General features: G+C 72.8%; 15 protein-coding genes, 1 tRNA gene and 1 other RNA gene. 5 read left to right on the forward strand and 12 right to left on the reverse strand.

The window, feature by feature from the left end:
- Window positions 1-26: 26 nt before the first annotated feature.
- The 3 genes from recR to ffs form a co-directional block, all read right to left on the reverse strand.
- Complete coding sequence (recR, locus tag LCG91_RS10795) at window positions 27-626, reverse strand: recombination mediator RecR (protein ID WP_058729138.1); 600 nt, start codon at window positions 624-626, stop codon at window positions 27-29.
- Window positions 626-3,670 (reverse strand): DNA polymerase III subunit gamma and tau, encoded by a 3,045-nt coding sequence (locus LCG91_RS10800; protein WP_224441371.1) that lies wholly within the window; start codon window positions 3,668-3,670, stop codon window positions 626-628. Before LCG91_RS10800 ends, recR begins: the two co-directional genes overlap by 1 nt.
- 175 nt (window positions 3,671-3,845) lie before the next feature.
- Window positions 3,846-3,942, reverse strand: an RNA gene (ffs, locus tag LCG91_RS10805) — signal recognition particle sRNA small type.
- Between the two features lie 36 nt (window positions 3,943-3,978).
- Between ffs and LCG91_RS10810 the strand changes: the two genes are divergently transcribed.
- Window positions 3,979-4,653 (forward strand): SDR family oxidoreductase, encoded by a 675-nt coding sequence (locus LCG91_RS10810; protein WP_224441372.1) that lies wholly within the window; start codon window positions 3,979-3,981, stop codon window positions 4,651-4,653.
- A gap of 211 nt (window positions 4,654-4,864) precedes the next feature.
- Here LCG91_RS10810 and LCG91_RS10815 read toward each other — a convergent pair whose 3' ends face one another.
- Window positions 4,865-6,061: an acetate/propionate family kinase gene (locus tag LCG91_RS10815; protein ID WP_224441373.1), complete on the reverse strand. Its 1,197-nt coding sequence runs from the start codon at window positions 6,059-6,061 to the stop codon at window positions 4,865-4,867.
- A gap of 96 nt (window positions 6,062-6,157) precedes the next feature.
- Window positions 6,158-8,266, reverse strand: coding sequence for a phosphate acetyltransferase (gene pta, locus LCG91_RS10820; RefSeq protein ID WP_224441374.1), 2,109 nt, complete (start codon window positions 8,264-8,266; stop codon window positions 6,158-6,160).
- 122 nt (window positions 8,267-8,388) lie between these two features.
- Between pta and LCG91_RS10825 the strand changes: the two genes are divergently transcribed.
- Window positions 8,389-8,476: transfer RNA gene (locus tag LCG91_RS10825), tRNA-Ser, on the forward strand.
- 338 nt (window positions 8,477-8,814) lie between these two features.
- Complete coding sequence (locus tag LCG91_RS10830; protein WP_224441375.1) at window positions 8,815-9,459, forward strand: hypothetical protein; 645 nt, start codon at window positions 8,815-8,817, stop codon at window positions 9,457-9,459.
- Between the two features lie 71 nt (window positions 9,460-9,530).
- Here the strand turns inward: LCG91_RS10830 and LCG91_RS10835 are convergent, their stop codons facing one another.
- Both LCG91_RS10835 and LCG91_RS10840 read right to left on the reverse strand, forming a co-directional pair.
- The gene (locus tag LCG91_RS10835; RefSeq protein WP_224441376.1) at window positions 9,531-11,636 is read right to left on the reverse strand and encodes a helicase HerA-like domain-containing protein; all 2,106 of its coding nucleotides are present in this window, start codon (window positions 11,634-11,636) and stop codon (window positions 9,531-9,533) included.
- Between the two features lie 217 nt (window positions 11,637-11,853).
- Window positions 11,854-13,110, reverse strand: a complete 1,257-nt coding sequence (locus LCG91_RS10840) for a multidrug effflux MFS transporter (RefSeq protein ID WP_082687593.1) — start codon at window positions 13,108-13,110, stop codon at window positions 11,854-11,856.
- A 296-nt stretch (window positions 13,111-13,406) separates the two neighbouring features.
- Here LCG91_RS10840 and LCG91_RS10845 point away from each other — a divergent pair, with 296 nt between their 5' ends.
- Window positions 13,407-13,988, forward strand: coding sequence for a TetR/AcrR family transcriptional regulator (locus LCG91_RS10845; protein WP_058749886.1), 582 nt, complete (start codon window positions 13,407-13,409; stop codon window positions 13,986-13,988).
- A gap of 62 nt (window positions 13,989-14,050) precedes the next feature.
- On the opposite strand, the gene LCG91_RS10850 is transcribed toward LCG91_RS10845, so the two are convergent.
- From LCG91_RS10850 to LCG91_RS10870, 5 genes are all read right to left on the reverse strand, one after another.
- Window positions 14,051-14,593 (reverse strand): substrate-binding domain-containing protein, encoded by a 543-nt coding sequence (locus LCG91_RS10850; protein WP_224441377.1) that lies wholly within the window; start codon window positions 14,591-14,593, stop codon window positions 14,051-14,053.
- A 31-nt stretch (window positions 14,594-14,624) separates the two neighbouring features.
- The gene (locus LCG91_RS10855; RefSeq protein ID WP_224441378.1) at window positions 14,625-16,037 is read right to left on the reverse strand and encodes an MFS transporter; all 1,413 of its coding nucleotides are present in this window, start codon (window positions 16,035-16,037) and stop codon (window positions 14,625-14,627) included.
- A 141-nt stretch (window positions 16,038-16,178) separates the two neighbouring features.
- Entirely contained in the window at window positions 16,179-17,324 is a 1,146-nt protein-coding gene (locus LCG91_RS10860; protein WP_058749883.1) for a cystathionine gamma-synthase, read from the reverse strand.
- A 74-nt stretch (window positions 17,325-17,398) separates the two neighbouring features.
- Entirely contained in the window at window positions 17,399-18,763 is a 1,365-nt protein-coding gene (locus LCG91_RS10865; RefSeq protein ID WP_224441379.1) for a cystathionine beta-synthase, read from the reverse strand.
- A 10-nt stretch (window positions 18,764-18,773) separates the two neighbouring features.
- Window positions 18,774-20,675 carry an ABC transporter ATP-binding protein gene (locus LCG91_RS10870; protein ID WP_224443134.1) on the reverse strand — a complete coding sequence of 634 codons (1,902 nt, stop codon included), beginning with the start codon at window positions 20,673-20,675 and terminating at the stop codon, window positions 18,774-18,776.
- A gap of 129 nt (window positions 20,676-20,804) precedes the next feature.
- Here LCG91_RS10870 and LCG91_RS10875 point away from each other — a divergent pair, with 129 nt between their 5' ends.
- Entirely contained in the window at window positions 20,805-22,229 is a 1,425-nt protein-coding gene (locus tag LCG91_RS10875) for an APC family permease (RefSeq protein WP_224441380.1), read from the forward strand.
- The last annotated feature ends 79 nt before the right edge of the window (window positions 22,230-22,308 follow it).

The raw sequence follows: 22,308 nt of genomic DNA on the forward strand, positions 1-22,308 counted from the left end.
ACGCAACGATCCTGCGCGCGGGGCGGTCAGCCGCCGACCAGGCGACGGCCCTCGAAGGCCCGGCCGAGCGTGACCTCGTCCGCGTACTCGAGGTCGCCGCCCACCGGCAGGCCGGACGCCAGGCGCGTGGTGCGGATCCCCATCGGCACCAGCAGTCGGCTCAGGTAGGTCGCCGTCGCCTCGCCCTCGAGGTTCGGGTCCGTCGCGATGATCACCTCGTCCACCGTGCCGTCGGCCAGCCGCGTCATGAGCTGCTGGATGCGCAGGTCGTCCGGACCGACACCGTCGATCGGGCTGATCGCACCGCCGAGCACGTGGTAGAGCCCGCGGAACTCGCGGGTTCGCTCGATCGCCGCGACGTCCTTCGCCTCCTCGACCACGCAGATGACGCTCGGCGATCGGCGCGGGTCGCGGCAGATGCTGCAGCGGACGTTCTCGGTGACGTTGCCGCAGACCTCGCAGAAGCGGACCTTCTCCTTGACCTCGGCCAGGAGCTCGGACAGCCGTGCCGGGTCGAACGACTCGGTCTGCAGGATGTGGAACGCGATGCGCTGGGCCGACTTCGGGCCGATGCCCGGCAGTCGACCGAACTCGTCGATCAGGTCCTGGACGATGCCGTCGTACATCAGGCGCCTTCCTCGTGCAGGGCGGTCTCCTCGATGAACTGCGCACCGAGGATCTCACGGACGACTGCCTCGCCGTAGCGGCCGGCCACCGGTGTCCGGCGGACCTGGGGCGGCGCCGTCCGCTGCTGGGCCTGCGGTGCCTGCTGCGCGGCGGCCTGCTGTGCGGCGCCCTGCTGTGCCGTGGCGTGCTGCGTCTGCTCCGGTGCAGCGGTCCGGGACGGGTTCACCGCACGACCGGGCGCAGATGCTGCCGCTGTGCCGCCGGCCGAGGGGCCCGGGTCGGGGAACGGCGCTCCGTCGTCGTAGGGGTCGTCGTCGAGCGGGTAGTCGTCGACCGGGACGTCGCCGACGGCCGGCGGTGTCGACCGCGGCGTCGGCGCCGGTGCAGGTGCCGCCGCTCCTGCGGGCACGGTCGGTGCGCCGTCCGCTGCGTCGCCGGCCGGCTGCTCGCTCGTGGTCGGACGCGCCGGTGCGCCGCCCAGCGCCGAGGCCGGGCGGAGCTGCGCGGCGAGGGCCGCGTCGGCGGCGGGGTCGGACACCGGGGCGACCGGGACGACCGGTTCCCCGGTGTCCGTCGTGCCGAACGGCGCGGACCAGCCCGGCTCCGTCCGCCCTGGCGCTGCACGGGACGTCGGGTCCGTCGCCGGGATCGCCGCGACGACCCAGTCGGTCACCGGACCGGTGGACGCCGGGGCGATCTGCTGCTGGGACGGCTGCTGCCGAGTCGGCTGCGGCGCGGGCGACTGCGGTGCGGGCGACTGCTCGCGGGCCGACTGCTGCGGCTGCTGCTTCTGGGCCTGCTGGGGCGCGGGCTGCTGCGACCCTGACCGCTGCCGCTCCGGCTGCTGCGGCGCAGGCGACTCCTGCTGCTCCGGCTGCGGTTGACGGGCGGCACCGGGCGTGGTCGGCTGCCGCTGCGTCGTCGGCGACTGCCGCGTGGCGGCCCCCGGCTGATCGGCGGGTTCCGGCTGCCGGGCGGGTTCCGGCTGCCGCCCCTGGTCGGTGCCCGTCGGTGCGGTCTGCTGCTCGGGCGTCCTCGCCGGAGTCTGCTGTTGCGCGCTCTGCTGCGGCCGACCGCTCGGTTGCTCCGGAGCCCCGTCACCACCGGGTCCGCCGCCAGGACGCTGCTGCCCCGGGCCGCGGGCGACGAACTTCACCCGCAGGCCGAGCACGTCGATGATCGCCGACCGGAGCAGCTCGCTGACGCTCGTCGCCGGGTCCGACACCTCCTTGAACGAGGCGACGTCCTGCTGGCTCGGGAACGTCAGGGTGAGCACGTCGTCGCGCAGGGCGGTGACCTGCGCCGTGACCACCACGGACCACGCGGACCGGCGGGCGCGCTGGACGTGTTCGACGACCTGCGGCCAGGCGTCCCGGAGCTGCTGGAACCCCACGGCGCTCACCGGTCGCACCACGGGCTCATCCCCGACCGCGGTGCCCTGCCCGGTGGACGAGGCGTTCGCCGTCCCGGAGGCCTCGTGCGGCGTCGGCGCTGCCGTTCGCTGCTCGGTCGTCCCGTCAGCGCTGGTCGACTGCACGGACCCGGCTGTGCCCGGCACGGCCGCGGCCCAGGATGCTGCGGCCGCTCGAGCCGCGGCGCGCGGGTCCTCTGACTCTGCCGGTGCCGTCTGGTCTCGCGCAGCACCGACCGGAGCCGCCTGGCTCGTGACCGCAGCGGAGGAGCTCGACGGCGGAGCGCTCGGAACGGACCCGGCCGAGCCGGACCGGGCGGACGAACCGACGGGCGCCGCTACCGGTCCCGCCTGCGGCGCGCGGGCAGCCGTCGTCGTCGAGGACTGCGAACGCGACGTCGACGCGGATCGGTCAGTGCCCGACACCGATGGTGCAGCGGTGGTCGCGGCGTCGTGCCCGCCAGCGTCGCCGACGCCGACGCGCCGCTCGAGCCGCTCGACGCGCGCGAGGGCCCCTCGCTGCGTGTCGTCGGCCTCGGGCACGAGCATGCGAGCCGTCATGAGCTCGAGGTGCAGTCGGGGTGACGTCGCACCGGTCATCTCGGTGAGCGCCCGGTTCGCGATGTCGGCGGAGCGGGACAGCGCCGTCGCACCGAAGACCCCGGCCTGCCGCGTCATGGTGTCGAGCTCCTCCGGGGAGACCCCGCGGAGGACGGCTGCGGCGCTCTCGTTCGTCGCCGCGACCACGATCAGGTCGCGGAGGCGCTCGAGCAGGTCCTCGACGAAGCGACGCGGGTCCTGCCCCGTCTGCACCACGCGGTCCACCGCGGCGAAGGCCGACGCGGGATCGGCGACGGCCAGGGCGTCCACGACGTCGTCGAGCAGTGCGGCGTCGGTGTAGCCGAGCAGGGCGACGGCTCGCTCGTAGGCGATCGCGCCGTCCTCGCTACCGGCCATGAGCTGGTCGAGCAGCGACAGCGTGTCGCGGACCGAACCCCCGCCGGCGCGGACGACGAGCGGCAGCACACCCGGCGCCACGGAGACCGACTCCTGCTCGCACAGCTGCTCGACGTACTCGAGCATGGTCGCCGGCGGGACGAGTCGGAACGGGTAGTGGTGGGTCCGGGAGCGGATCGTCCCGATGACCTTCTCGGGCTCGGTGGTCGCGAAGATGAACTTGACGTGCTCGGGCGGTTCCTCGACCAGCTTGAGCAGGGCGTTGAAGCCCTGCGGCGTCACCATGTGGGCCTCGTCGAGGATGAAGATCTTGTAGCGGTCGCGGGCCGGTGCGAAGACTGCCCGGTCACGGAGGTCACGGGCATCGTCGACGCCGTTGTGGCTCGCCGCGTCGATCTCGATGACGTCGAGCGATCCCCCACCGCCGCGCGCGAGCTCGACGCAGCTCGGGCAGACGCCGCAGGGCGTGTCCGTCGGCCCCTGCTCGCAGTTGAGGCAGCGGGCGAGGATGCGTGCCGACGTGGTCTTGCCGCACCCGCGCGGTCCGCTGAAGAGGTACGCGTGGTTGACGCGGTTCGTCCGCAGGGCGGTCCGCAGCGGGTCCGTGACCTGCGACTGACCGATCAGCTCGGCGAAGTTCTCGGGCCGGTAACGGCGATACAGGGCGGTGACCACGGGTCAAGGGTAGCCGGGACGGCCGACAGCCAGGCGCCCCCGGTGACCGCCTGTGGAGGCGGGCCGAGGGGCGGGACGGCACCGCGCCTCCCGGCCGTCCCCGCGGGAACGAAGAAGACTCCTCACGCAGGAGTCGGCACTGCCCCGGTCGCTCCTGGTGCGCACCCCCGGGAACGAAGAAGACTCCTCACGCACCCGCCAGAGCCCGGTTACCCTTGCTGCGTTTCCGCCCTGGGGGAGTTGGCCTGGATGGCGTCACGTGAGGAGCCTCCGGAAGTCTACCGGATGCTCCGGGCAGTATCGGACACATGAAGATCGCCATCGCCGGAGGACACGGCCAGATCGCACTGCTGCTCGCCCGCCTGATCACCGACGCGGGACACGACGCCGTCGCGATCATCCGCAACCCGGCTCACGTGACCGACGTCGAGCAGCAGGGCGCGACCGCCCTGGTCGTGGACCTGGAACAGGTGGACGACGACGAGCTGGCACTGCGCCTCCGCGGCGTCGACGCCGTCGTCTTCGCGGCGGGAGCCGGGCCGAACAGCGGTGCGGAGCGCAAGGAGACCGTCGACCGCGACGCGGCGATCACCCTGGCCGACGCGGCGGAGCGGATCGGCGTCCGCCGCTACGTGATGGTGTCGGCGATGGGCGCGGACTCCTACGACCGCGAGCGTGCGGTGGTGCCCGCTCGGTCGGAGGACGACGTCTTCCAGGTGTACCTCCGGGCGAAGTCGGAGGCCGACGCGAACATCCGGATGCGGAACCTGCGCTGGACGATCATCCGTCCGGGAGCGCTGCTCGACACCCCGCCGCAGGGCACCGTCCACGTCGGCCGGACCGTCCCCCGGGGCTCGATCCCCCGCGCGGACGTCGCAGCCCTCGTCCTGCACGCCCTGCTCGACGACACCGCGGTCGGGGTGCAGTTCGAGGTCACGAGCGGCAACACGCCGATCCCCGCGGCGCTGCACGCCCTGAGCTGACCCGCGCCGGGACCGGCAGCGCTGCTGCCGCGGAACACCGGCGTCGGCCCGAGACGCCGCCCTGCCGTCGAGACACCGCCGGAACCGGCACCGTCTCGACGCCACGGCGGCGTCTCAGCGAACCCGCACCGTCTCAGCGAACCGGCACCGTCTCGGCGAACCGGCACCGCCTCGGCGAACCGGCACCGCCTCGGCGAACCGACGCCGTCCCCTACAGCGCGACGGCGGCCGACTGCCGGGCGATCTCGAGCTCCTCGTTCGTCGGGACGACGAGCACCGCGACGCGCGACGAGTCGGTCGAGATGAGCCGGGCCTCCTTCGAGTACAGTTCGTTGCGGTCGGCGTCGACCTCGATGCCCAGGTGCTCCAGTCCGGCGAGCACGCGCCGCCGCAGCAGCGCGTTGTTCTCCCCCACCCCGGCGGTGAACACGACGGCGTCGAGCCCGCCGAGCTGCGCCGTGTACGCGCCGACGTAGCGACGGATGCGGTGCCGGTACACGGCGAGCGCCGCCTCCGCCTCGTCGTCGCCGCCGAGCGCTGCGTCCTGCACGTCGCGCATGTCGCCGTTGCCGGTCAGCCCGAGCAGCCCGGACCGCTTGTTGAGCATCGTGTCGAGGTCGTCGAAGGACATGCCGGCCTCGCGGTGCAGGTGGATGAGCACGGCCGGGTCGAGGTCGCCGGAGCGGGTGCCCATCACGAGGCCCTCGAGCGGCGTGAGCCCCATCGACGTCTCGATCGACCGTCCGCCGTCGATCGCGGCGGCGGACGCCCCGTTGCCCAGGTGCAGCACGATCGTCTTCAGCTCGGCCAGCGGTCGACCGAGGAACGCCGCCGTCTGCTCGGAGACGTACTTGTGACTCGTGCCGTGCATCCCGTAGCGGCGGATCCGGTACCGCTCGGCCAGGTCGGCCGGGATCGCGTACGTGTAGGCGTGCGGTGGCATCGTCTGGTGGAACGCGGTGTCGAAGACGGCGACGTGCGGCACGTCGGAGAACACCTGCTTCGCCGCGCGGATGCCCTCGAGGTTCGCCGGGTTGTGCAGCGGCGCGAGGCTGTTGAGGTCCTCGATCTGCTGCTCGACCTCGTCGGTGACGACGGTCGCCGCGTCGAAGGTGGTCCCACCGTGCACGACGCGGTGCCCCACGACCGCGGGAGGGTGCTCGTCGAAGGACGGTCCGACCTTCGCGAAGGCGTCGATCATCGCCTGGAAGCCGGCGGCGTGGTCGGGCACGGACGCCGCGTCGTTCGACGAGGACTCCCCCGTCAGCGCGTTGGTGTGCTTCCACGCCCCCGACGACTCACCGATGCGCTCGACGAGCCCGGAGGCGAGCGTGCGCTCGCCCTCGAGCTCGATGAGCTGGTACTTGAACGAACTCGAACCAGAGTTCACGACGAGGGCTGCGGTCACTTCGGTGGTGCCTTTCTCGGGACGGTCTGGAGGCGCGGTGCGGGCGGGTGGGTCGGGCTGCGGTCGGTCGCGGCCCAGCGGGTCGGGACGGTTCGGTCAGGCCGCGTCGGTCGCGGTGCCGGCCTGGATCGCGGTGATCGCGACCGTGTTCACGATGTCGCTCACGAGCGCACCGCGGGACAGGTCGTTGATCGGCTTCCGGAGGCCCTGCAGGACCGGCCCGATCGCGACCGCACCGGCCGACCGCTGCACCGCCTTGTACGTGTTGTTGCCGGTGTTGAGGTCCGGGAAGACGAACACCGTGGCCCGACCCGCCACGGGCGAGTCCGGCATCTTGGTGCGGGCGACCGTCGGGTCCGCGGCGGCGTCGTACTGGATCGGCCCCTCGACGAGCAGGTCCGGGCGACGCTCGCGCACGAAGGCGGTCCCCGCGCGGACCTTGTCGACGTCCGCGCCGCTGCCGCTGTCACCGGTGGAGTAGCTGAGCATCGCCACGCGGGGGTCGATGCCGAACTGCGCCGCCGTCTCCGCCGACGAGATCGCGATGTCGGCGAGCTGCTCGCTCGTCGGGTCGGGGATGACCGCGCAGTCGCCGTAGACGAGCACCCGGTCGGCGAGCGCCATCAGGAACACGCTCGACACGATCGAGGTGTCGGGCCGGGTCTTGATGATCTCGAAGGACGGCCGGATGGTGTGCGCGGTGGTGTGCTTCGCCCCGGAGACCATGCCGTCCGCCAGGCCGAGCTGCACCATGAGCGTGCCGAAGTAGGACACGTCGGTCACGGTGTCGCGGGCGAGCTCGATCGACATGCCCTTGTGCGCCCGCAGCCGCGTGTACTCCGCGGCGAAGCGCTCGCGCAGCTCGGGATCGAACGGGCTGACGAGCTGCGCGCCCTCGAGGTCCAGGCCGAGCTCGGTCGCTCGGGAGCGGATCGTCGCGGGCTCACCCAGGATGGTCAGCTCGCACACCTGGCGCTGCAGGAGCGTCGACGCGGCGTGCAGGATCCGGTCGTCGTCACCCTCGGGCAGCACGATCCGCTTGCCGTACCCGCGGGCGCGGTCGAGCAGCCCGTGCTCGAACATGAGCGGCGTCACGACCCCGGACGGGGTGAGTTGCAGGCGGTCGCGCAGCGCGTCCGCGTCGACGTGCTGCTCGAAGAGCGCGAGCGCCAGGTCGGCCTTGCGGGGCGAGTCCGCCGCGAGCCGCCCGCGGGTGTGGGTGATCCGGAGCGCGGTGTCGTAGGTCCCGAGGTCGTTGCGGGCGATCGGCAGCGAGCTCGACAGGCCCTCGAGCAACCGGGTGATCTGCGGCGAGGTCTCGAACCCGCCGTTCAGGATCACGCCGGCCAGGCTCGGGAACGTCTCGGACTGGTTCGCGAGCACGGTGGCGAGGAGCACGTCGCTGCGGTCGCCCGGCACCACGACGATGCCGCCCTCGATGAGCCGCGGCAGCACGTTCTCCATGCTCATGCCGGCGACCACGGTTCCGAGGGCCTCGCGGTCGAGCAGCGCCTCGTCGCCGCGCACGAGCGTCGCTCCGGTCGCCTCGAGCAGCGCCCGGACGGTCGGCGCGACGAGCACCCGGTCCTCGGGGATCGCCCAGACCGGGGTGTCGGGGTGGTCGTCGCGCACGGCGCGATCGACGCTCGCGACGATCGTGTCGAGGGCGTCCGGGTCGGCGCGGTTCACCACGACCCCGAGCAGCTGCGCGTGGGCCGCCCGGAGCTCGCTGGTGGTGACGTCGGCGACCTGCGCCATCGCGTCTGGGGTCCGGGCGCCGCGCTCGGCAGAGTCGCGTCCGCCGAGCACGAGCAGCACCGGTGCGCCGAGGTTCGCCGCCACCTTCGCGTTGAACGACAGCTCGGTGGGGCTGCCGACGTCGGTGTAGTCGGACCCGAGGACCACGACCGCGTCGCACTGTCGCTCGACCTGGGCGAACCGGCTGAGGATCGTGCCGAGCGCCGCGTCGGGATCGGCGTGCACGTCGTCGTAGGTCACGCCGACGGCCTCGTCGTACGACAGCCCGACCGCCGAGTGCTGCAGCAGGAGCTCGAGCACGTAGTCCGGCTCCGCCACCGAGCGCGCGACCGGCCGGAACACGCCGACCCGTCCGACGGAGCGTGCGAGGGTCTCGAGGACACCGAGGGCGACGGTGCTCTTGCCCGTGTGTCCTTCTGCTGACGTGATGTAGATGCGGGTCGACACCCGTCCAGGCTAGTCGCGGCCACGCCGTGCGCTCTGGGAGTCGGCGGGGCTGTGGACGGACGTGGTCGTGACCACCCCCGCGAACCTGTACCATGGGGTGTCGTCGTCGCGAGACGGCGCCAGGAGAATTCGCCTAGTGGCCTATGGCGCACGCTTGGAAAGCGTGTTGGGTGCAAGCCCTCGGGGGTTCGAATCCCCCATTCTCCGCCAGCAGCACCGAAGGGCGCGTTCACCAGGGCGCGCCCTTCGTCGTCCCGACGGCACCGCATCCCACTGGCACCGCGTCCCACGGGCGCCGCTTCCCACCGGCGCCGCTCCCCACCGGCGCCGCGTCCCCCACCGGTGGGACACGCACGCACCCCGTGCGCACCGACATGGCCGGGAAACGCCCAACGGGGGTGGAACGGGCTGTCCTCCGCCCCCGCTTGCCCCTAGTCTGTGCAGACGGACGACCCCGGGGCGGGTCGGACGGTGCAGCGGTCGGCAGGGGCGTCGTCCGCCAGATCGTCCGGGTGTGTCCGCGCACCCGAGGGGAAGAGGAGACCACGGTGGGGGAAGCGACGGTGCCAGCCGCAGGACGACTGCGGACGCCGGTCTACGACGTGGTCCTGCGCCCCCGGCGCTCGCTCGTCCGGTCCACCGTGCTGAGCATCGTGTGCTCGGCGGTCCCCCTCGCCGTCGCCCTCGTGTGGGTGTCGCTGCCGGAGCGCTGGTGGGCCCTCGTCGCCGGGCTCGTCGTCGCCCTAGCCGTGCTCGTCGCGGTGCTGTTCGTCCGGCTCGGTCAGGCCTTCCTCGGGATCGACGACGACGTCGTCGTCCTGCACGCCGTCCTCACACCGAACCGCCGGATCAGCCGCGAGCGGGTCGACCGGCTGGTCGTCGCCCCGACGTACGGCGCCTCGACCGAGCGGACCGCGCGCGAGCTGCTGGCCTTCGACGCCGATGGCGCCCACCTGTTCCGCCTGCGCGGCGACGTCTGGGGCGACCGGGCAATCGACCGCGTCGTCGAGGCGCTGGACGTACCCGTGGAGCACGAACGCCGCCCGGTCCACGTCCGCGAGGTCGCTCGCCGCTGGCCCGCGAGCCGTACCTGGTACGAGCGCCGCGGGGGCGTGCTGCTGGTCGGCGTGGCAGCCGTGTGCATCGTCGCCGGGCTGCTCGCGGTCGAGACCGTCGGACTCCTGACGCGCTGACGCCCGGATCCGCCCCGCCGCGACGACGACGCACCCGCGGTGACCGGCCAGCAGCAGCCGGCCGGTCGACCTCATCGCCGTCGGCGCAGGGTCGAGAAGATGCCGCGGACGACCTCCTTCGCGATGGCCTGCCCGAGGCCGTTCCCGAGCAGCCCGCCGAGCGGGTCGTCGCCGGCCCGCCCACCGGTCCGCGACGCGCGAGTCGAGCTCGACCGTGACCGGCGCCCCGCAGCAGCTCGTTCTGCCCGCTCGAACTCGCGCTGCGTCCGCTCGTACTCGGCCTGCGCCGCCTTCCGCTCGCGCTCGTCCCGGGCAGCCTGCGCGGCGGCCTCCTTCGCCGCCGCGGCCGCGGCTCGTGCAGCCTCCTGCTCGGCGTCGGCCTGCGCCTGCGCCGCAGCCGCCTCGGCGGCCGCCGACTCCATCCGGGCGGCCAGGACCTCGCGAGCCGACTCGGGGTCGACGGGGGTGCCGTACCGGGCGAGGAGCGGGGACGAGGCGACCCGCGCCTCCAGGACGTCCGACGGCAGTGCGTCCATCGACCCCTGCGGCGCCCGCAGACGGGTCCACGCCACCGGCGTGGGCGCGCCGTCCTCGTTCATCACCGTGACGATCGCCTCGCCGGTCGCGAGCGAGGTCAGGACCTCCCCCAGGTCGTAGTCGCTCGTCGGGTACGTCGACACCGTCGCCCGCAGCGCCTTCGCGTCGTCCGGGGTGTGCGCCCGGAGCTGGTGCTGCACCCGTGAGCCGAGCTGTGCGAGCACGTCGTCGGGCAGGTCCCTCGGGGTCTGCGTGACGAACACGATGCCGACGCCCTTCGAGCGGATGAGCCGGACGGTGCGGACGATCTGCTCCCGGAAGTCCTTCGACGACCCCGAGAACAGCAGGTGCGCCTCGTCGAAGAAGAACACGAGCTCCGGCTTGTCGGTGTCGCCGACCTCGGGCAGTTCGTTGAACAGGTCGGCCAGCAGCCACATCAGGAACGTCGAGAAGACCTCCGGCTGGTCCTGCACGCCCGGCACCTCGAGCAGGCTCACGATCCCGCGGCCGTCCGGCGCGGTGCGCAGGAACTCGCGGGTGTCGATCTCGGGCTCCCCGAAGAAGCGGTCGGCGCCCTTGTCGGCGAAGGTCACGAGCTCGCGGAGGATCACCCCGGCGGTCTGCTTCGACAGGCCGCCCAGCTCGGCCAGCTCGGCCTTGCCCTGGTCGCTCACCAGGTAGGTGAGCACGGCACGCAGGTCCGACAGGTCGACCAGTGGCAGCCCAGCGCGCTCGGCGTGGTGGAAGACCAGCCCGAGCGACGACTCCTGCGTCGCGTTCAGGCCGAGCACCTTCGCCAGCAGCAGCGGACCGAAGCCGGAGACCGTCGCGCGGATCGGGACCCCGGTGCCCTGCCCGCCGAGCGAGTAGAACTCCGTCTGGCTCGCCGTGCCCTGCCACCGCTGGCCGATCGCCTCGGTCCTGGCGAGGAGCTTCGCGTTCGGCGCACCGGCCTCGGCGATACCGGAGAGGTCGCCCTTGACGTCGGCCGCGAACACGGGCACGCCGTTCGCGGCGATCTGCTCGGCGAGCAGCTGGAGCGTTCGGGTCTTGCCCGTGCCGGTCGCGCCGGCGACGAGGCCGTGCCGGTTGAGCATGCCGAGCGGGATCCGGACCTGGACGTCGGGCAGCGGGTCGCCGTTGACGAGGGCGCCGAGCTCGAGTGCGGTGCCCTCGACGGCGTAGCCGGCGCGGATCGCCTCGACCGCGTCGGCGCCGAGCGGTCCGGCGGCGGGTGCCGTCCCCGGTGCAGGCGCGGCGGTCGACATGGGCGCGGCGGTCGACGTCGGACCGGAGCTCGACATCGCATCGGTGGCCGACGACGGATCGGGGTTCGACGACGGATCGGTCGTCGCGTCGGGCGCCGTCCGGTCGGGAGGCGCGGCGCCCGTCCCCGACGTCGGCTCGCCCGTCGACGCGGTCGCGTCCGGGACCGCGGTCGCCTCGGCCGCCCGGCTCACGCCCGGGGACGTGATCGCCTCGCCCTGGTCCGGGGCCGAGGTCGCCTCGGCCGCCCGACCCAGCGCCGCGGCGAGCTCCTCGGCCCGTCGAGCTGCCTCGTCCGCCAGCCGTCGCGCCTCCTCGGCCGCTGCCTGCGCCGCTGCTGCCGCTGCCCGTGCCTGCTCCACCGCGTCGGTCATGTCCGCAGCATACGGACGGACACGATCAGCGGTCCGACCACATCGTGCGCCGGGTTCGGATCGATGCGGGTCCGGACGACGGTGTCGACGTCGTCCGACAGCGGTCGTGTCGTACGACAGCGCCACCGCCGCACCACCCGGCCACAGCGCCACCGCCGTACGGCCCGGCGACCGCGCCCCGCCGCACGGTCCGGCGCCGCCAGACGCCGGCCCCGGGTCAGTGCGAGAGCGCCGGTACCGTCCGCGGTCGGACGACCACCCAGAGCACGATGACCGCCACGGCCGCCGTGCACGCCATCACGGCCGCCATCGGCGTCGCCGCGGTGATCCCGAGCCAGCCCACGATCGGCGACACGAGCCCGGCGACCCCGAAGTTCAGCGCACCGAGGAGCGACGCGGCGGTGCCGGCCTCCTTGCCGTGCGCGGCGAGGCCGATCACCTGCACGAGCGGGAAGGTGAACCCGCACGCGGCGATGAAGAACCACAGCGGTACGAGCACGCCGACGAGGCCGGCTCCGAGCTGGTCGAGCACCACGATCGCGACGGCGGACACGAGCAGGGTGGCGGTCGAGCAGGCGAGGATCCACTGCGGGCCGACGCGCTGCGCCAACCGCGAGGACACCTGCACGCCGACGACCACACCGATCGAGTTCACGGCGAAGAGCAGACCGTACTGCTGGGCGTCGAGGCCGTAGACCGTCTGGAACAGGAAGGGCGAGGCGGAGAGGTACGAGAACAGCCCGCTGAACACCATCGCGCCGATGAGCGCGACGCCGACGAAGATGCGGTCGGAGAGCAGGGCCTTGTAGCGCTGCCCGATCGTGGAGTGACCGGCCTCCTTCCGCCGGGCCGGCGGCAGGGTCTCCACGATGAGGAGCGACGACGCGATGACGACGGCCGCGCCGTAGCACGCGAGGAACACGAACACACCGCGCCAACTGACGAACTGCAGCATCTGCGAGCCGATGAGCGGGGCGAGGATCGGTGCGAGACCGTTCACCATCGCCAGGCGGGAGAGCATCCGGACGAGCGGCTTGCCGCCGAAGAGGTCGCGGACGGTGGCCATCGCGACGACACCGCCGGCCGCGGCGCCCATGCCCTGCAGGACGCGGAACAGCGCGAGCACCTCGACGTTCGGCGCGAGCGCAGCACCCACCGACGCCGCGACGTGCACCGACGTGGCGATGATCAGCGGGAGGCGCCGCCCGACCTTGTCGCTCCACGGCCCGACGAGCAGCTGTCCGACGGCGAAGCCGAGGGTGGTCGCGGTCAGCGTGAGCTGCACCGCGCCCTCGGAGATGCCGAACTCGCGCTCGAGCGACGGGAACGCCGGCAGGTACAGGTCGATGGTGAACGGCCCGAGCGCGGTGAGCGCGCCGAGCACGAAGACGTAGACGAGGCGCTGCCGCCGGGTGAGCGAGTCACCGGGGTGCAGCACGACGCGGAGCGAGCCGGTGGTGGCGGGCGCGGTCACGAGCGGTCCTTCACGGGAGTCGGGTGCAGGAGAGGCGGGATCGGGTCCGCTCGCCGACGTCGGGGACGTTCGACAGCGGCCGAGGCAGACGGACGCACGGTCGGATCAGATCGGGTCGAATCGAATCGATTCGGCGTCGGAACCATCCTAGGGCCTGTGTGAGCGCTCTCGCGACGTCCGTCCGCCGTCGTCCACGTCACACTGCGCGCTCTGTCCCGTCCGCGCGGTCGCTGTGCGGTAACGTCGGACTGCTCGAGCGCCGCCTGGTGCGGACGGAACGAAGAGGGGGTGGTGTCGTGGTCGACGCCCGGATCGTGCACACCACGGCAGCGCTGCGCGAGGCGATCCTCCGGCTCGCAGCGGACCGCCCGGTCTCCTCGATCACCGTCGCCGACGTCACCCGTGCTGCGGGCATCAACCGGGCGACGTTCTACTCGCACGCGGTGTCCCCCGGCTCGCTCCTCGCCGACGCACTGACACCCGAGCTCGACCGCATCCGCGAGGACGACGTCGAGGCCCGTCGGACGGCCTCCGCCCGCGGTGCGGACGAGGACGAGCTCGCCGCGATCACCCGCCGCGGCATCGACGCCGTCGTCGAGCACGTCGTGGCACACCGTGACATCTACGCCCGCGGGCTGCCCGACACCGAGGACGCCTCCCTCCACCGGATGCTCGTGCAGCACTTCACCGTGTCGAGCGCGCAGCACATCCGCGAGCTCGACCCCGTGTCACGCCCACCCCTGCTCGACGACGTCGCCGCCGGGTTCGTGGCCCAGGGCTTCGTCGGTGCGATCGAGGCCTGGCTCGCCGGACCGCGACGTTCCCGCAAGTCCCTGGTCGAGACGATCACCCTGTCGTTCCCGGCCTGGTGGCACTGAGCGGAGCCGGCGGCCGCATCAGGTCGCACTGACCCACGCCGGCGTCGACCGCGATCCCGACCTCAGTCGGCTGTGTCCGGCTGCTCGCCGCGCTGCAGCGACCGGACGACCGCGACCGCAGCCCGGGCGGTGTCCCCGGCACCAGCTGCCGCGGGCACGCGGTGGTCGGCGGAGATGCCGTCACCGCCGGTCCCGCTCGCCGGCACCGGATCGCCCACGGACACCACGACCACACCGGCGTCGTGCGCCGTCTGCACCGCCTCGGCGAGCGCATCGGCATCCGCGGTGTGGACGAGCAGCGCCTTCGCTCCGGCACGGACGAGCGCGTCGACGGAGCGGGCCTGCTCGACGGCGGTCGCCGAGTGCGGTGCCACCCGGACGTCCGGCTCGAACCCCGCGCCCGTGAGTCCGCGCTCGAGGTCCGCCGCGAGCGCATCGTCCCCGGGGGCGAGCACCACCCCGACCAGGGCGTCCTCGGCGAACCCGCCGTCCGAGCTCGTCAGGTCGGTGCTGCGGACGGGCGTCGGCGCGGCGGTCGTCGGCCCCTGGCACCCGGTCAGGGCGAGGGTCACCGCCACGAGGACCGCGACGACGCTGGTGCGCACGGGACCTCCTCGGCTCGATCGGACCCCCACGCTACCGCTGGTCGGGTCCGCCGGCGCCGGGCACCAGCGGCGAGGTCACGGGTGCGGGCACGGGGCCGAGCCGCCGCACCGCCACCGATCCGAGGAGCGCGATCGCCGTCATCGCGACGAACACGAGCGGGAACGACCACGCTCCCTCGGCTCCCCCGCTGCCGACGAAGAGCAGGCCCGTGACCGCGAGGCCGACGACGCTGCCCGAGGCGTCGGCGATCGTGAGCGCCGAACTCGCGAACCCGTCGTCGCCCTCGCCGGAGAACCGCAGCGTCAGCATCGACAGCCGCGGGTACATCGCGCCCATGCCCGCACCGCCCACGAACCACCCCGCCACGAGCAGCCACCACGGCAGGTCCCACACCGCGACGGCGAGCGCGCTGAGCAGGCTGACCAGGACGAGCGAGAGTCCGGCACCGAAGGTCCGGGACGCGGTGAGCCGCTGCTCCCCGAGCCGGCCGTGCAGCCAGCTCGCCCCGGCCCAGCTCAGCGCGGCCACGGTCAACGCGAGTCCCGCGGCCGAAGCGCTCAGGCCGTGCCGTTCCTGCAGCAGGAAGGGCACGTAGGCCTCGCTGCCGAAGAACGCGGCGGCGACCAGGCCGCGCAGGAGCACCACGGACGGGAGTCCCGCGGCGGCCTGGAAGGTGCCCGTCGGCAGGAGGGGTCGCAGGGCCGCCCACGCGCCGACCACCCCGATGACGACCGCCACGACGCGCGCCCACGGTCCGAGGTCCGGCGCGACGTTGAGCAGCAGGATCGCGAGCGCCGCTGCGACCGACCAGCCGATGCGCCTCGCCCGCCACGGCGGTCGGCGCTCGACCGGCGGCGCGTGCAGGCGTGCCAGCGTCGGGACGAGCAGCGCGAAGGCGACGACCGCGATCACGAGGGCTCCCGCGAAGACCCAGTGCCAGCCCCACACCTCGGTCACGAGCCCCGCGAGCGCCGGCCCGACGAGCGCGGGTACGACCCACGCGGCGGCGAACCCGGCGAACACCGGGCCGTGCAGCTCCGCGGGGAAGATCCGGGCGACGAGCACGTACAGCACGACGTCGATCGCGCCGGCTCCGAAGCCCTCGACGAGCCGACCGGCCAGGAACACCTCCATCGTCGGCGCGGTCATCACCACGGCCGTGCCGATCGCGAAGAACGCCGCCGACACCCAGGCGACGATCCGCCCGCCCGAACGGTCCGTCCACGTCCCCGCGAGCACCATCCCGGGCACGCCGGCGGCGAGCGGGGCTGCGAAGGCGAGCGCGTAGAGGGTCTGGCCGTCGAGGTCGCGACTGATCTCCGGCATCACCGTCGTCATGGCGAGGTTCTGGAACGCGGCCACCCCGACGATGGCGACCATGCCGAGCGTGGCGAGCGCGTACCGCCCGCTGAGGATCCCCGACCTCGTCGCCACGCTGCTCACCGGACCAGCCTAGGGGCGGCACCGAAGATCCCTCGCCTCCCCGTGACGGACGGGAGGCTCCCCACCGGTCCGGTGGGGAGCCTCCCGTCCGTCACGACCGCGGCAGCCGCCGGGGTCACCGGGACCGTCGGCGCGACGTCGTCAGCGCGACAGCGCCTGCAGCACGTCCGCGACGAGGTCGCCCTGGTCCTCGATGCCCACCGACAGGCGGACGACGTTCTCGGGGACGGCGAGCTCGGTGCCCTTGACCGACGCGTGCGTCATCTCGCTCGGGTAGCCGATGAGCGACTCGACGCCGCCCAGGGACTCGGCGAGCGTGAAGACCTCGGTGGACTCGACGAAGCGCTTCGCCGCCTCGGGGCCGCCGGTCAGGGCGACGGACAGCATGCCACCGAAACCGCGCATCTGCTTCGCCGCGACCTCGTGCCCGGGGTGGTCGGGCAGCCCCGGGTAGTAGACGCGCTCGACGCCCGGCGCGGAGACGAGCGCCTCGGCGACGGCCTGCGCGTTCGAGGAGTGCCGTTCCATCCGGACCGGCAGCGTCTTGATCCCACGGGTCGTCAGGAAGGCGTCGAACGGCGACGCGATCGCGCCGGCACCGAACTGCAGGAAGCCGACCTGCTCCGCGAACTCCTGGTCGCGCAGGACGACGGCGCCGCCGACCACGTCCGAGTGGCCGCCGAGGTACTTGGTCGTGGAGTACGAGACGGCGTCCGCTCCGAGCGACAGCGGCTGCTGCAGGTACGGCGACGCGAAGGTGTTGTCGACGACGACCAGTGCGCCGGCGGCGTGCCCGACCTCGGAGAGCAGCGCGATGTCCGCGATCTTCATGAGCGGGTTCGTCGGCGTCTCGACCCAGAGCACCGTCTTCGCGGGGGCACCCTCGAGCGCTGCGCGGACCCGGTCGACGTCGCTCATGTCGACGACGACGAGCTCGACGCCCCACGGCACGTGCAGGCGGTTCACGAGGCGGTGCGTGCCGCCGTACACGTCGTTGCCCATCACGACGCGGGCGCCCGGCTCGAGGTACGCCCGGAGCAGGGCGTCCTCGGCGGCCAGGCCGGACGCGAACGAGTACGCCGCGACACCGCCGTCGAGGTCGGCGAGCAGGGTCTGCAGGGCGTCCCGCGTCGGGTTGCCGCCGCGGGAGTACTCGTACCCGTTCCGCATGGCGCCCACGCCGTCCTGCACGTAGGTGCTCGTGACGTGGATGGGCGGGATGACGGCGCCGGTCGTGGCGTCGGGCTCCTGGCCGGCGTGGACGGCGCGGGTGGCGAACTCGGTCATGCGCTGGGGTTCCTCGTGGATCGGGGCTGCGGGTCGGTGCTGCGGGTCGGGCGTGGGAGTCTGCTGAGCGGACGTCAATCGGAGAGCGACGTGAGCAGGTCGTGCCGGGTGAGCACGGTGACGGGCTTGCCGTCGTCGACGACGAGCAGCGCGTCGACCGTCTCGAGCGCCCGACGGGCGGCGGTCAGCGACTCGCCGGTACCGATCAGGGGCAGCGGGTCGCCGACGAAGCCGCTCACCGCGTCGGTCATCGCGGCGGCACCGGTGAAGACCTGCTCGAGCAGGTCCTTCTCGGCGACGGCGCCGACGACCTCGCCGATCACGACCGGCGGCTCGGCGCTCAGGACGGGCATCTGCGAGACGCCGTAGGTCGTCATGATCTCCACCACGTCGCGGACGGTGTCCGACGGGTGGGCGTGCACGAGGTCGGGCAGGCGACCGCCCTTGTCCGCGACGACCGAGCCGACCGTGCGGGCGTCGTCGCCGTCGGCGAAGCCGTAGGAGCGCATCCACCGGTCGTTGAAGATCTTGCCGAGGTACCCGCGGCCACCGTCCGGCAGCAGCACCACCACGACGTCGTCCTCGGTCAGGTCGCGTGCGGCACGCAGGGCGGCCACGACGGCCATGCCGCTCGACCCGCCGACGAGCAGGCCCTCCTCGCGCGCGAGCCGCCGCGTCATCGCGAAGGACTCGGCGTCGGTCACGGCGATGATCTCGTCGGGGATCCCCGCGTCGTAGGCACCGGGCCAGAAGTCCTCGCCGACACCCTCGACCAGGTAGGGCCGACCGGTCCCGCCCGAGTAGACGGAGCCCTCGGGGTCGGCTCCCACGATCCGGACGCGGCCGTCGGACGCCTCCTTCAGGAAGCGACCGGTGCCCGAGATGGTGCCGCCGGTGCCGACGCCGGCGACGAAGTGCGTCAGCCGTCCCTCGGTGTCGCGCCAGATCTCCGGGCCGGTCGTCTCGTAGTGGCTGCGCGGGCCGTTCGGGTTCGCGTACTGGTTCGGCTTGTAGGCACCGGGGATCTCCCGCACGAGCCGGTCGGACACCGAGTAGTACGACTCGGGGTGCTCCGGCGGGACCGCGGTCGGCGTCACCACGATCTCGGCGCCGTACGCGGTCAGCACGTTGCGCTTGTCCTCGCCGACCTTGTCCGGCAGCACGAAGACGCAGCGGTACCCGCGCTGCTGGGCGACGAGTGCGAGGCCCACACCGGTGTTGCCCGAGGTCGGTTCGACGATCGTGCCGCCCGGCCGCAGGTCGCCGGAGGCCTCGGCCGCGTCGATGATCCGCGTGGCGATGCGGTCCTTCGACGAGCCGCCCGGGTTGAGGTACTCCACCTTCACCAGGACGGTCGCCCGGATGCCCTCGGTGACACGGTTCAGTCGGACGAGCGGGGTGTCACCGACCAGGTCGACGACGGAGTTCGCGTAACGCACGCGGCAGAGTCTAGGTGGCCGGCCCGGTCGTCGTCTGGGTTGCGACGAAGGATGTCGACGCATCGTTCTGTTGGTGGAAGAGCGAGGCGTAGACGCCGTCGTGCGCGAGCAGCTCGTCGTGGTCGCCCCGCTCGACGATCCGGCCGTGGTCGAGCACGAAGACGACGTCGGCGTCGCGGATCGTCGACAGCCGGTGCGCGATCGCGATCGTGGTGCGCCCCGCCGCTGCCGTGTCGAGCGCGGTCTGCACCACGTGCTCGGAGATCGAGTCGAGCGCGCTCGTGGCCTCGTCGAGCACCAGCACCGGCGGGTCCTTCAGCAGCACGCGCGCGATCGCGATCCGCTGCTTCTCGCCGCCGGACAGCCGGTAGCCGCGCTCCCCCACGACCGTGTCGTAGGCGTCGGGGAACGAGGCGATCGTCTCGTGGATGTTCGCCGCACGGGCGGCACGCTCGAGTTCCTCGTCGGTCGCGTCCGGCTTCGCGTAGCGCAGGTTGTCGCCGATGGAGGCGTGGAACAGGTAGGTCTCCTGGCTGACGATCCCGACGTGGCGCATCAGGTCCTCGTGCTCCAGGTCACGCACGTCGGCTCCGGCGAACCGCACGCTGCCCGACGACGCCTCGTACAGCCGGGGAACCAGGTACGAGATCGTCGTCTTGCCCGCACCGGACGGTCCGACGAAGGCCGCGAACTGGCCGGGCTGCAGCTCGAACGAGACCCCCCGCAGGGTCGGCTCGTCCGGTTGGCCGTCCGGGTACGTGAAGGTGACGTCGTCGAAGGCCACGTGCCCCAGACGCGACTCGTCCACGGGACGGGCGTCGGGGGCGTCGGTGATCGCCGGGCGGAGGTCGAGGTACTCGAAGATCCGGGCGAAGAGCGCACCCGACGTCTGGAGGTCGAGCACCACGCGCAGCAGGCCGACGGTCGGGAAGAGCAACCGCGACTGCACGGTCGTGAACGCGACGATGGTGCCGGCGGTGATCGGGACGTCGCCGATGATCAGGTACGCGGCGACGACGTAGATGACCGCCGGGATGATCGACAGGAAGACCTGGACGATCGCGAAGAACCACTGCCCGGACATCTGCTGCCGGACCTGCAGTTGGATCTGGTTGCGGTTCTCGTCCCCGTAGCGCTGGGTCTCACTGCGCTGCTGGGTGAAGCTCTTGGCGAGCAGGATGCCGGAGACGCTCAGGGCCTCCTGGGTGATCGCGGTCATGTCGGACAGCGACTCCTGCGTCTGCGCGGCGATCCGGGCGCGGACCTGGCCGACCCGGCGCTGGGCGATGACGAGCAGCGGCAGGAGCACGACCGCGACCAGGGTCATCTGCCAGCTGAGCAGCAGCATGGCGACGACGGCCGCGATGACGGTGACCGTGTTGCCCAGCACCGAGGAGATCGTGTTGTTCAGCACGCTCGCGACGCCGCCGACGTCGTTCTGCAGGCGGGACTGGATCACGCCGGTCTTCGTGCGGGTGAAGAACGCGAGCTCCATGCGCTGCAGGTGCGCGAAGAGCCGCATGCGCATCGCGCCCATGACCTTGTTGCCCACCGTCGCCGTCAGCCAGGTCTGCCAGATGCCGACGCCGGCGCTCGCGATCCAGAGCGCGACCATCCCGCCGACCAGCTCGAACAGGACCGGCAGGTCGGGTCGACCCGAGGGCGGGAAGAGCCCGCGGTCGAAGGCCTGCTGGGTGAGCAACGGCGGGATCACCGAGAGCGCCGCCCCGACGAGCACGAGCACGACCGTCAGCACGATGGCGCGTCGGTGCGGGACGAACAGGCCGGCGATGCGTCGGAGCAGGTGCGGGATCCGGGGCGCCTCGGCGTTCGCGGCCTTCTGCGCCTGGACGTCACCGCTGGAGATCCGCCCGCCGCCGCGGGGACCGCCCGGACGCATCCCGTGCCCCATGCTCATGGCACCAACGTATCCCCGGCACCGACTCCGGGCGGCTGCCGTCAGCCCTCGGCGTATTTGACCCCGTTCAGGGGCCGTGCGACCATCGTCCGTCCCCTTCCCCGCGCCGATCACGAGGTCCCATTGACGTCCGCGCCCACCCGCCCCACGTCCCTCCGTCACCAGCTCGCACGCCGCAAGCCGATCGAGCAGCTGCAGGCCGAGGCCGCGGCGGGCGTCGACGGCGAGCCGCTCCGTCGCTCGCTCGGGGTATGGCACCTGACGATGATCAGCGTCGGGGCGACGCTCGGCACCGGCATCCTGGTCGTGCTCGGGACCGCCGTGCCGCTGGCGGGTCCGGCGGTCTGGATCTCCTTCGTGCTCGCCGGCGTGGCCGCGCTGCTGTCCGCGCTGTCGTACGCCGAGATGGCCGGCGCGGTGCCGACCTCGGGGTCGAGCTACTCGTACACGTACGCCACGATGGGCGAGGGCATCGCCTGGGTCTGCGGGTGGTGCCTCGTGCTCGAGTACGCGGTCTCCGTCGCCGCCGTAGCGGTCGGGGCCAGCGAGTACGTCGACGAGACCTTGCGCGTCTTCGGGCTGCACCTGCCCGCGGCGATCGCGGCCCCGCCCGCTGACGGCGGCGTGGTCAACCTGCCGGCCGCGGTGCTCGTGCTCCTCGCGATGGCGGTCCTGCTCCCCGGGGCACGCGAGAGCGCCTGGGTGAACACCCTCATGGTCGTCGTGAAGATCGCCCTGCTGGTGTTCTTCGTCGTCGTCGCCTTCACGGCGTTCTCGTCGCAGAACTTCGCGCCCCTCGCGCCGATGGGCGCAGCCGGGGTGACCGCTGCGGCGTCGCGCCTGTTCTTCTCGTACATCGGGTTCGACGCCGCGTCGACCGCGGGGGAAGAGGCGAAGGACCCCCGCCGCGACCTCCCCCGGGCGATCATCGGCTCGATCGTGATCGTCACGACGCTCTACATCCTCGTCGCGATCGCCGCGATCGGCGCCCGCCCGTGGACGTCGTTCTCGTCGGACGAGGCCTCGCTCGTCCGCATCGTGGTCGAGGTCACCGGGCAGCCGGTCGTCGCGCTCGTCTTCTCGATCGGCGCCGTGATCGCCATCGCCAGCGTCGTGCTCACGGTGCTCTACGGCCAGACCCGCATCCTGCTGACGATGGCCCGCGACGGGATGGTGCCGTCGGTGTTCGGCCGGGTGTCACCACGCACGGGCACCCCGGTGCCGAACACCCTCATCGTGGGCGTCGTCGTCGCCGTCGGCGCAGCACTGGTGCCCCTCGGCGAACTCGCCGACGCGACGAGCATCGGCACGCTGGTGGCCTTCGCCCTGGTGAACGTCTCGGTGATCCTGCTCCGCCGCACCCGCCCGGAGCTCGAGCGTTCGTACCGGGTGCCGCTGTTCCCGGTCGTCCCCGTCCTCGGCACGCTGTGCTGCGTGCTGCTCGCGGTGTTCCTCGGCGCCGGCACCTGGATCGCGTTCGGCCTGTGGATGGTCGCCGGCGCCGTGCTCTACCTGGCCTACGGCCGCCGCCACAGCACCCTGCGCTGACGCGCTCGCGGCCCGCAGGCTGCGCCCGCGGCCGTGCCAGACGACTCCTCCCCAGCTCCTCCAGTACGTCGACGTGTCC

Origin of the sequence: Curtobacterium sp. TXMA1 (assembly GCF_020162095.1) — a bacterium.
Lineage (GTDB): Bacteria > Actinomycetota > Actinomycetes > Actinomycetales > Microbacteriaceae > Curtobacterium.

What these genes read in the sequence shown, in the direction of transcription:
- LCG91_RS10860 (WP_058749883.1), bottom strand. Translation starts at nt 17,324, where the DNA reads ATGACCGAGTTCGCCACCCGCGCCGTCCACGCCGGCCAGGAGCCCGAC.
- LCG91_RS10870 (WP_224443134.1), bottom strand. Translation starts at nt 20,675, where the DNA reads ATGGGGCACGGGATGCGTCCGGGCGGTCCCCGCGGCGGCGGGCGGATC.
- recR (WP_058729138.1), bottom strand. Translation starts at nt 626, where the DNA reads ATGTACGACGGCATCGTCCAGGACCTGATCGACGAGTTCGGTCGACTG.
- LCG91_RS10835 (WP_224441376.1), bottom strand. Translation starts at nt 11,636, where the DNA reads ATGACCGACGCGGTGGAGCAGGCACGGGCAGCGGCAGCAGCGGCGCAG.
- LCG91_RS10810 (WP_224441372.1), top strand. Translation starts at nt 3,979, where the DNA reads ATGAAGATCGCCATCGCCGGAGGACACGGCCAGATCGCACTGCTGCTC.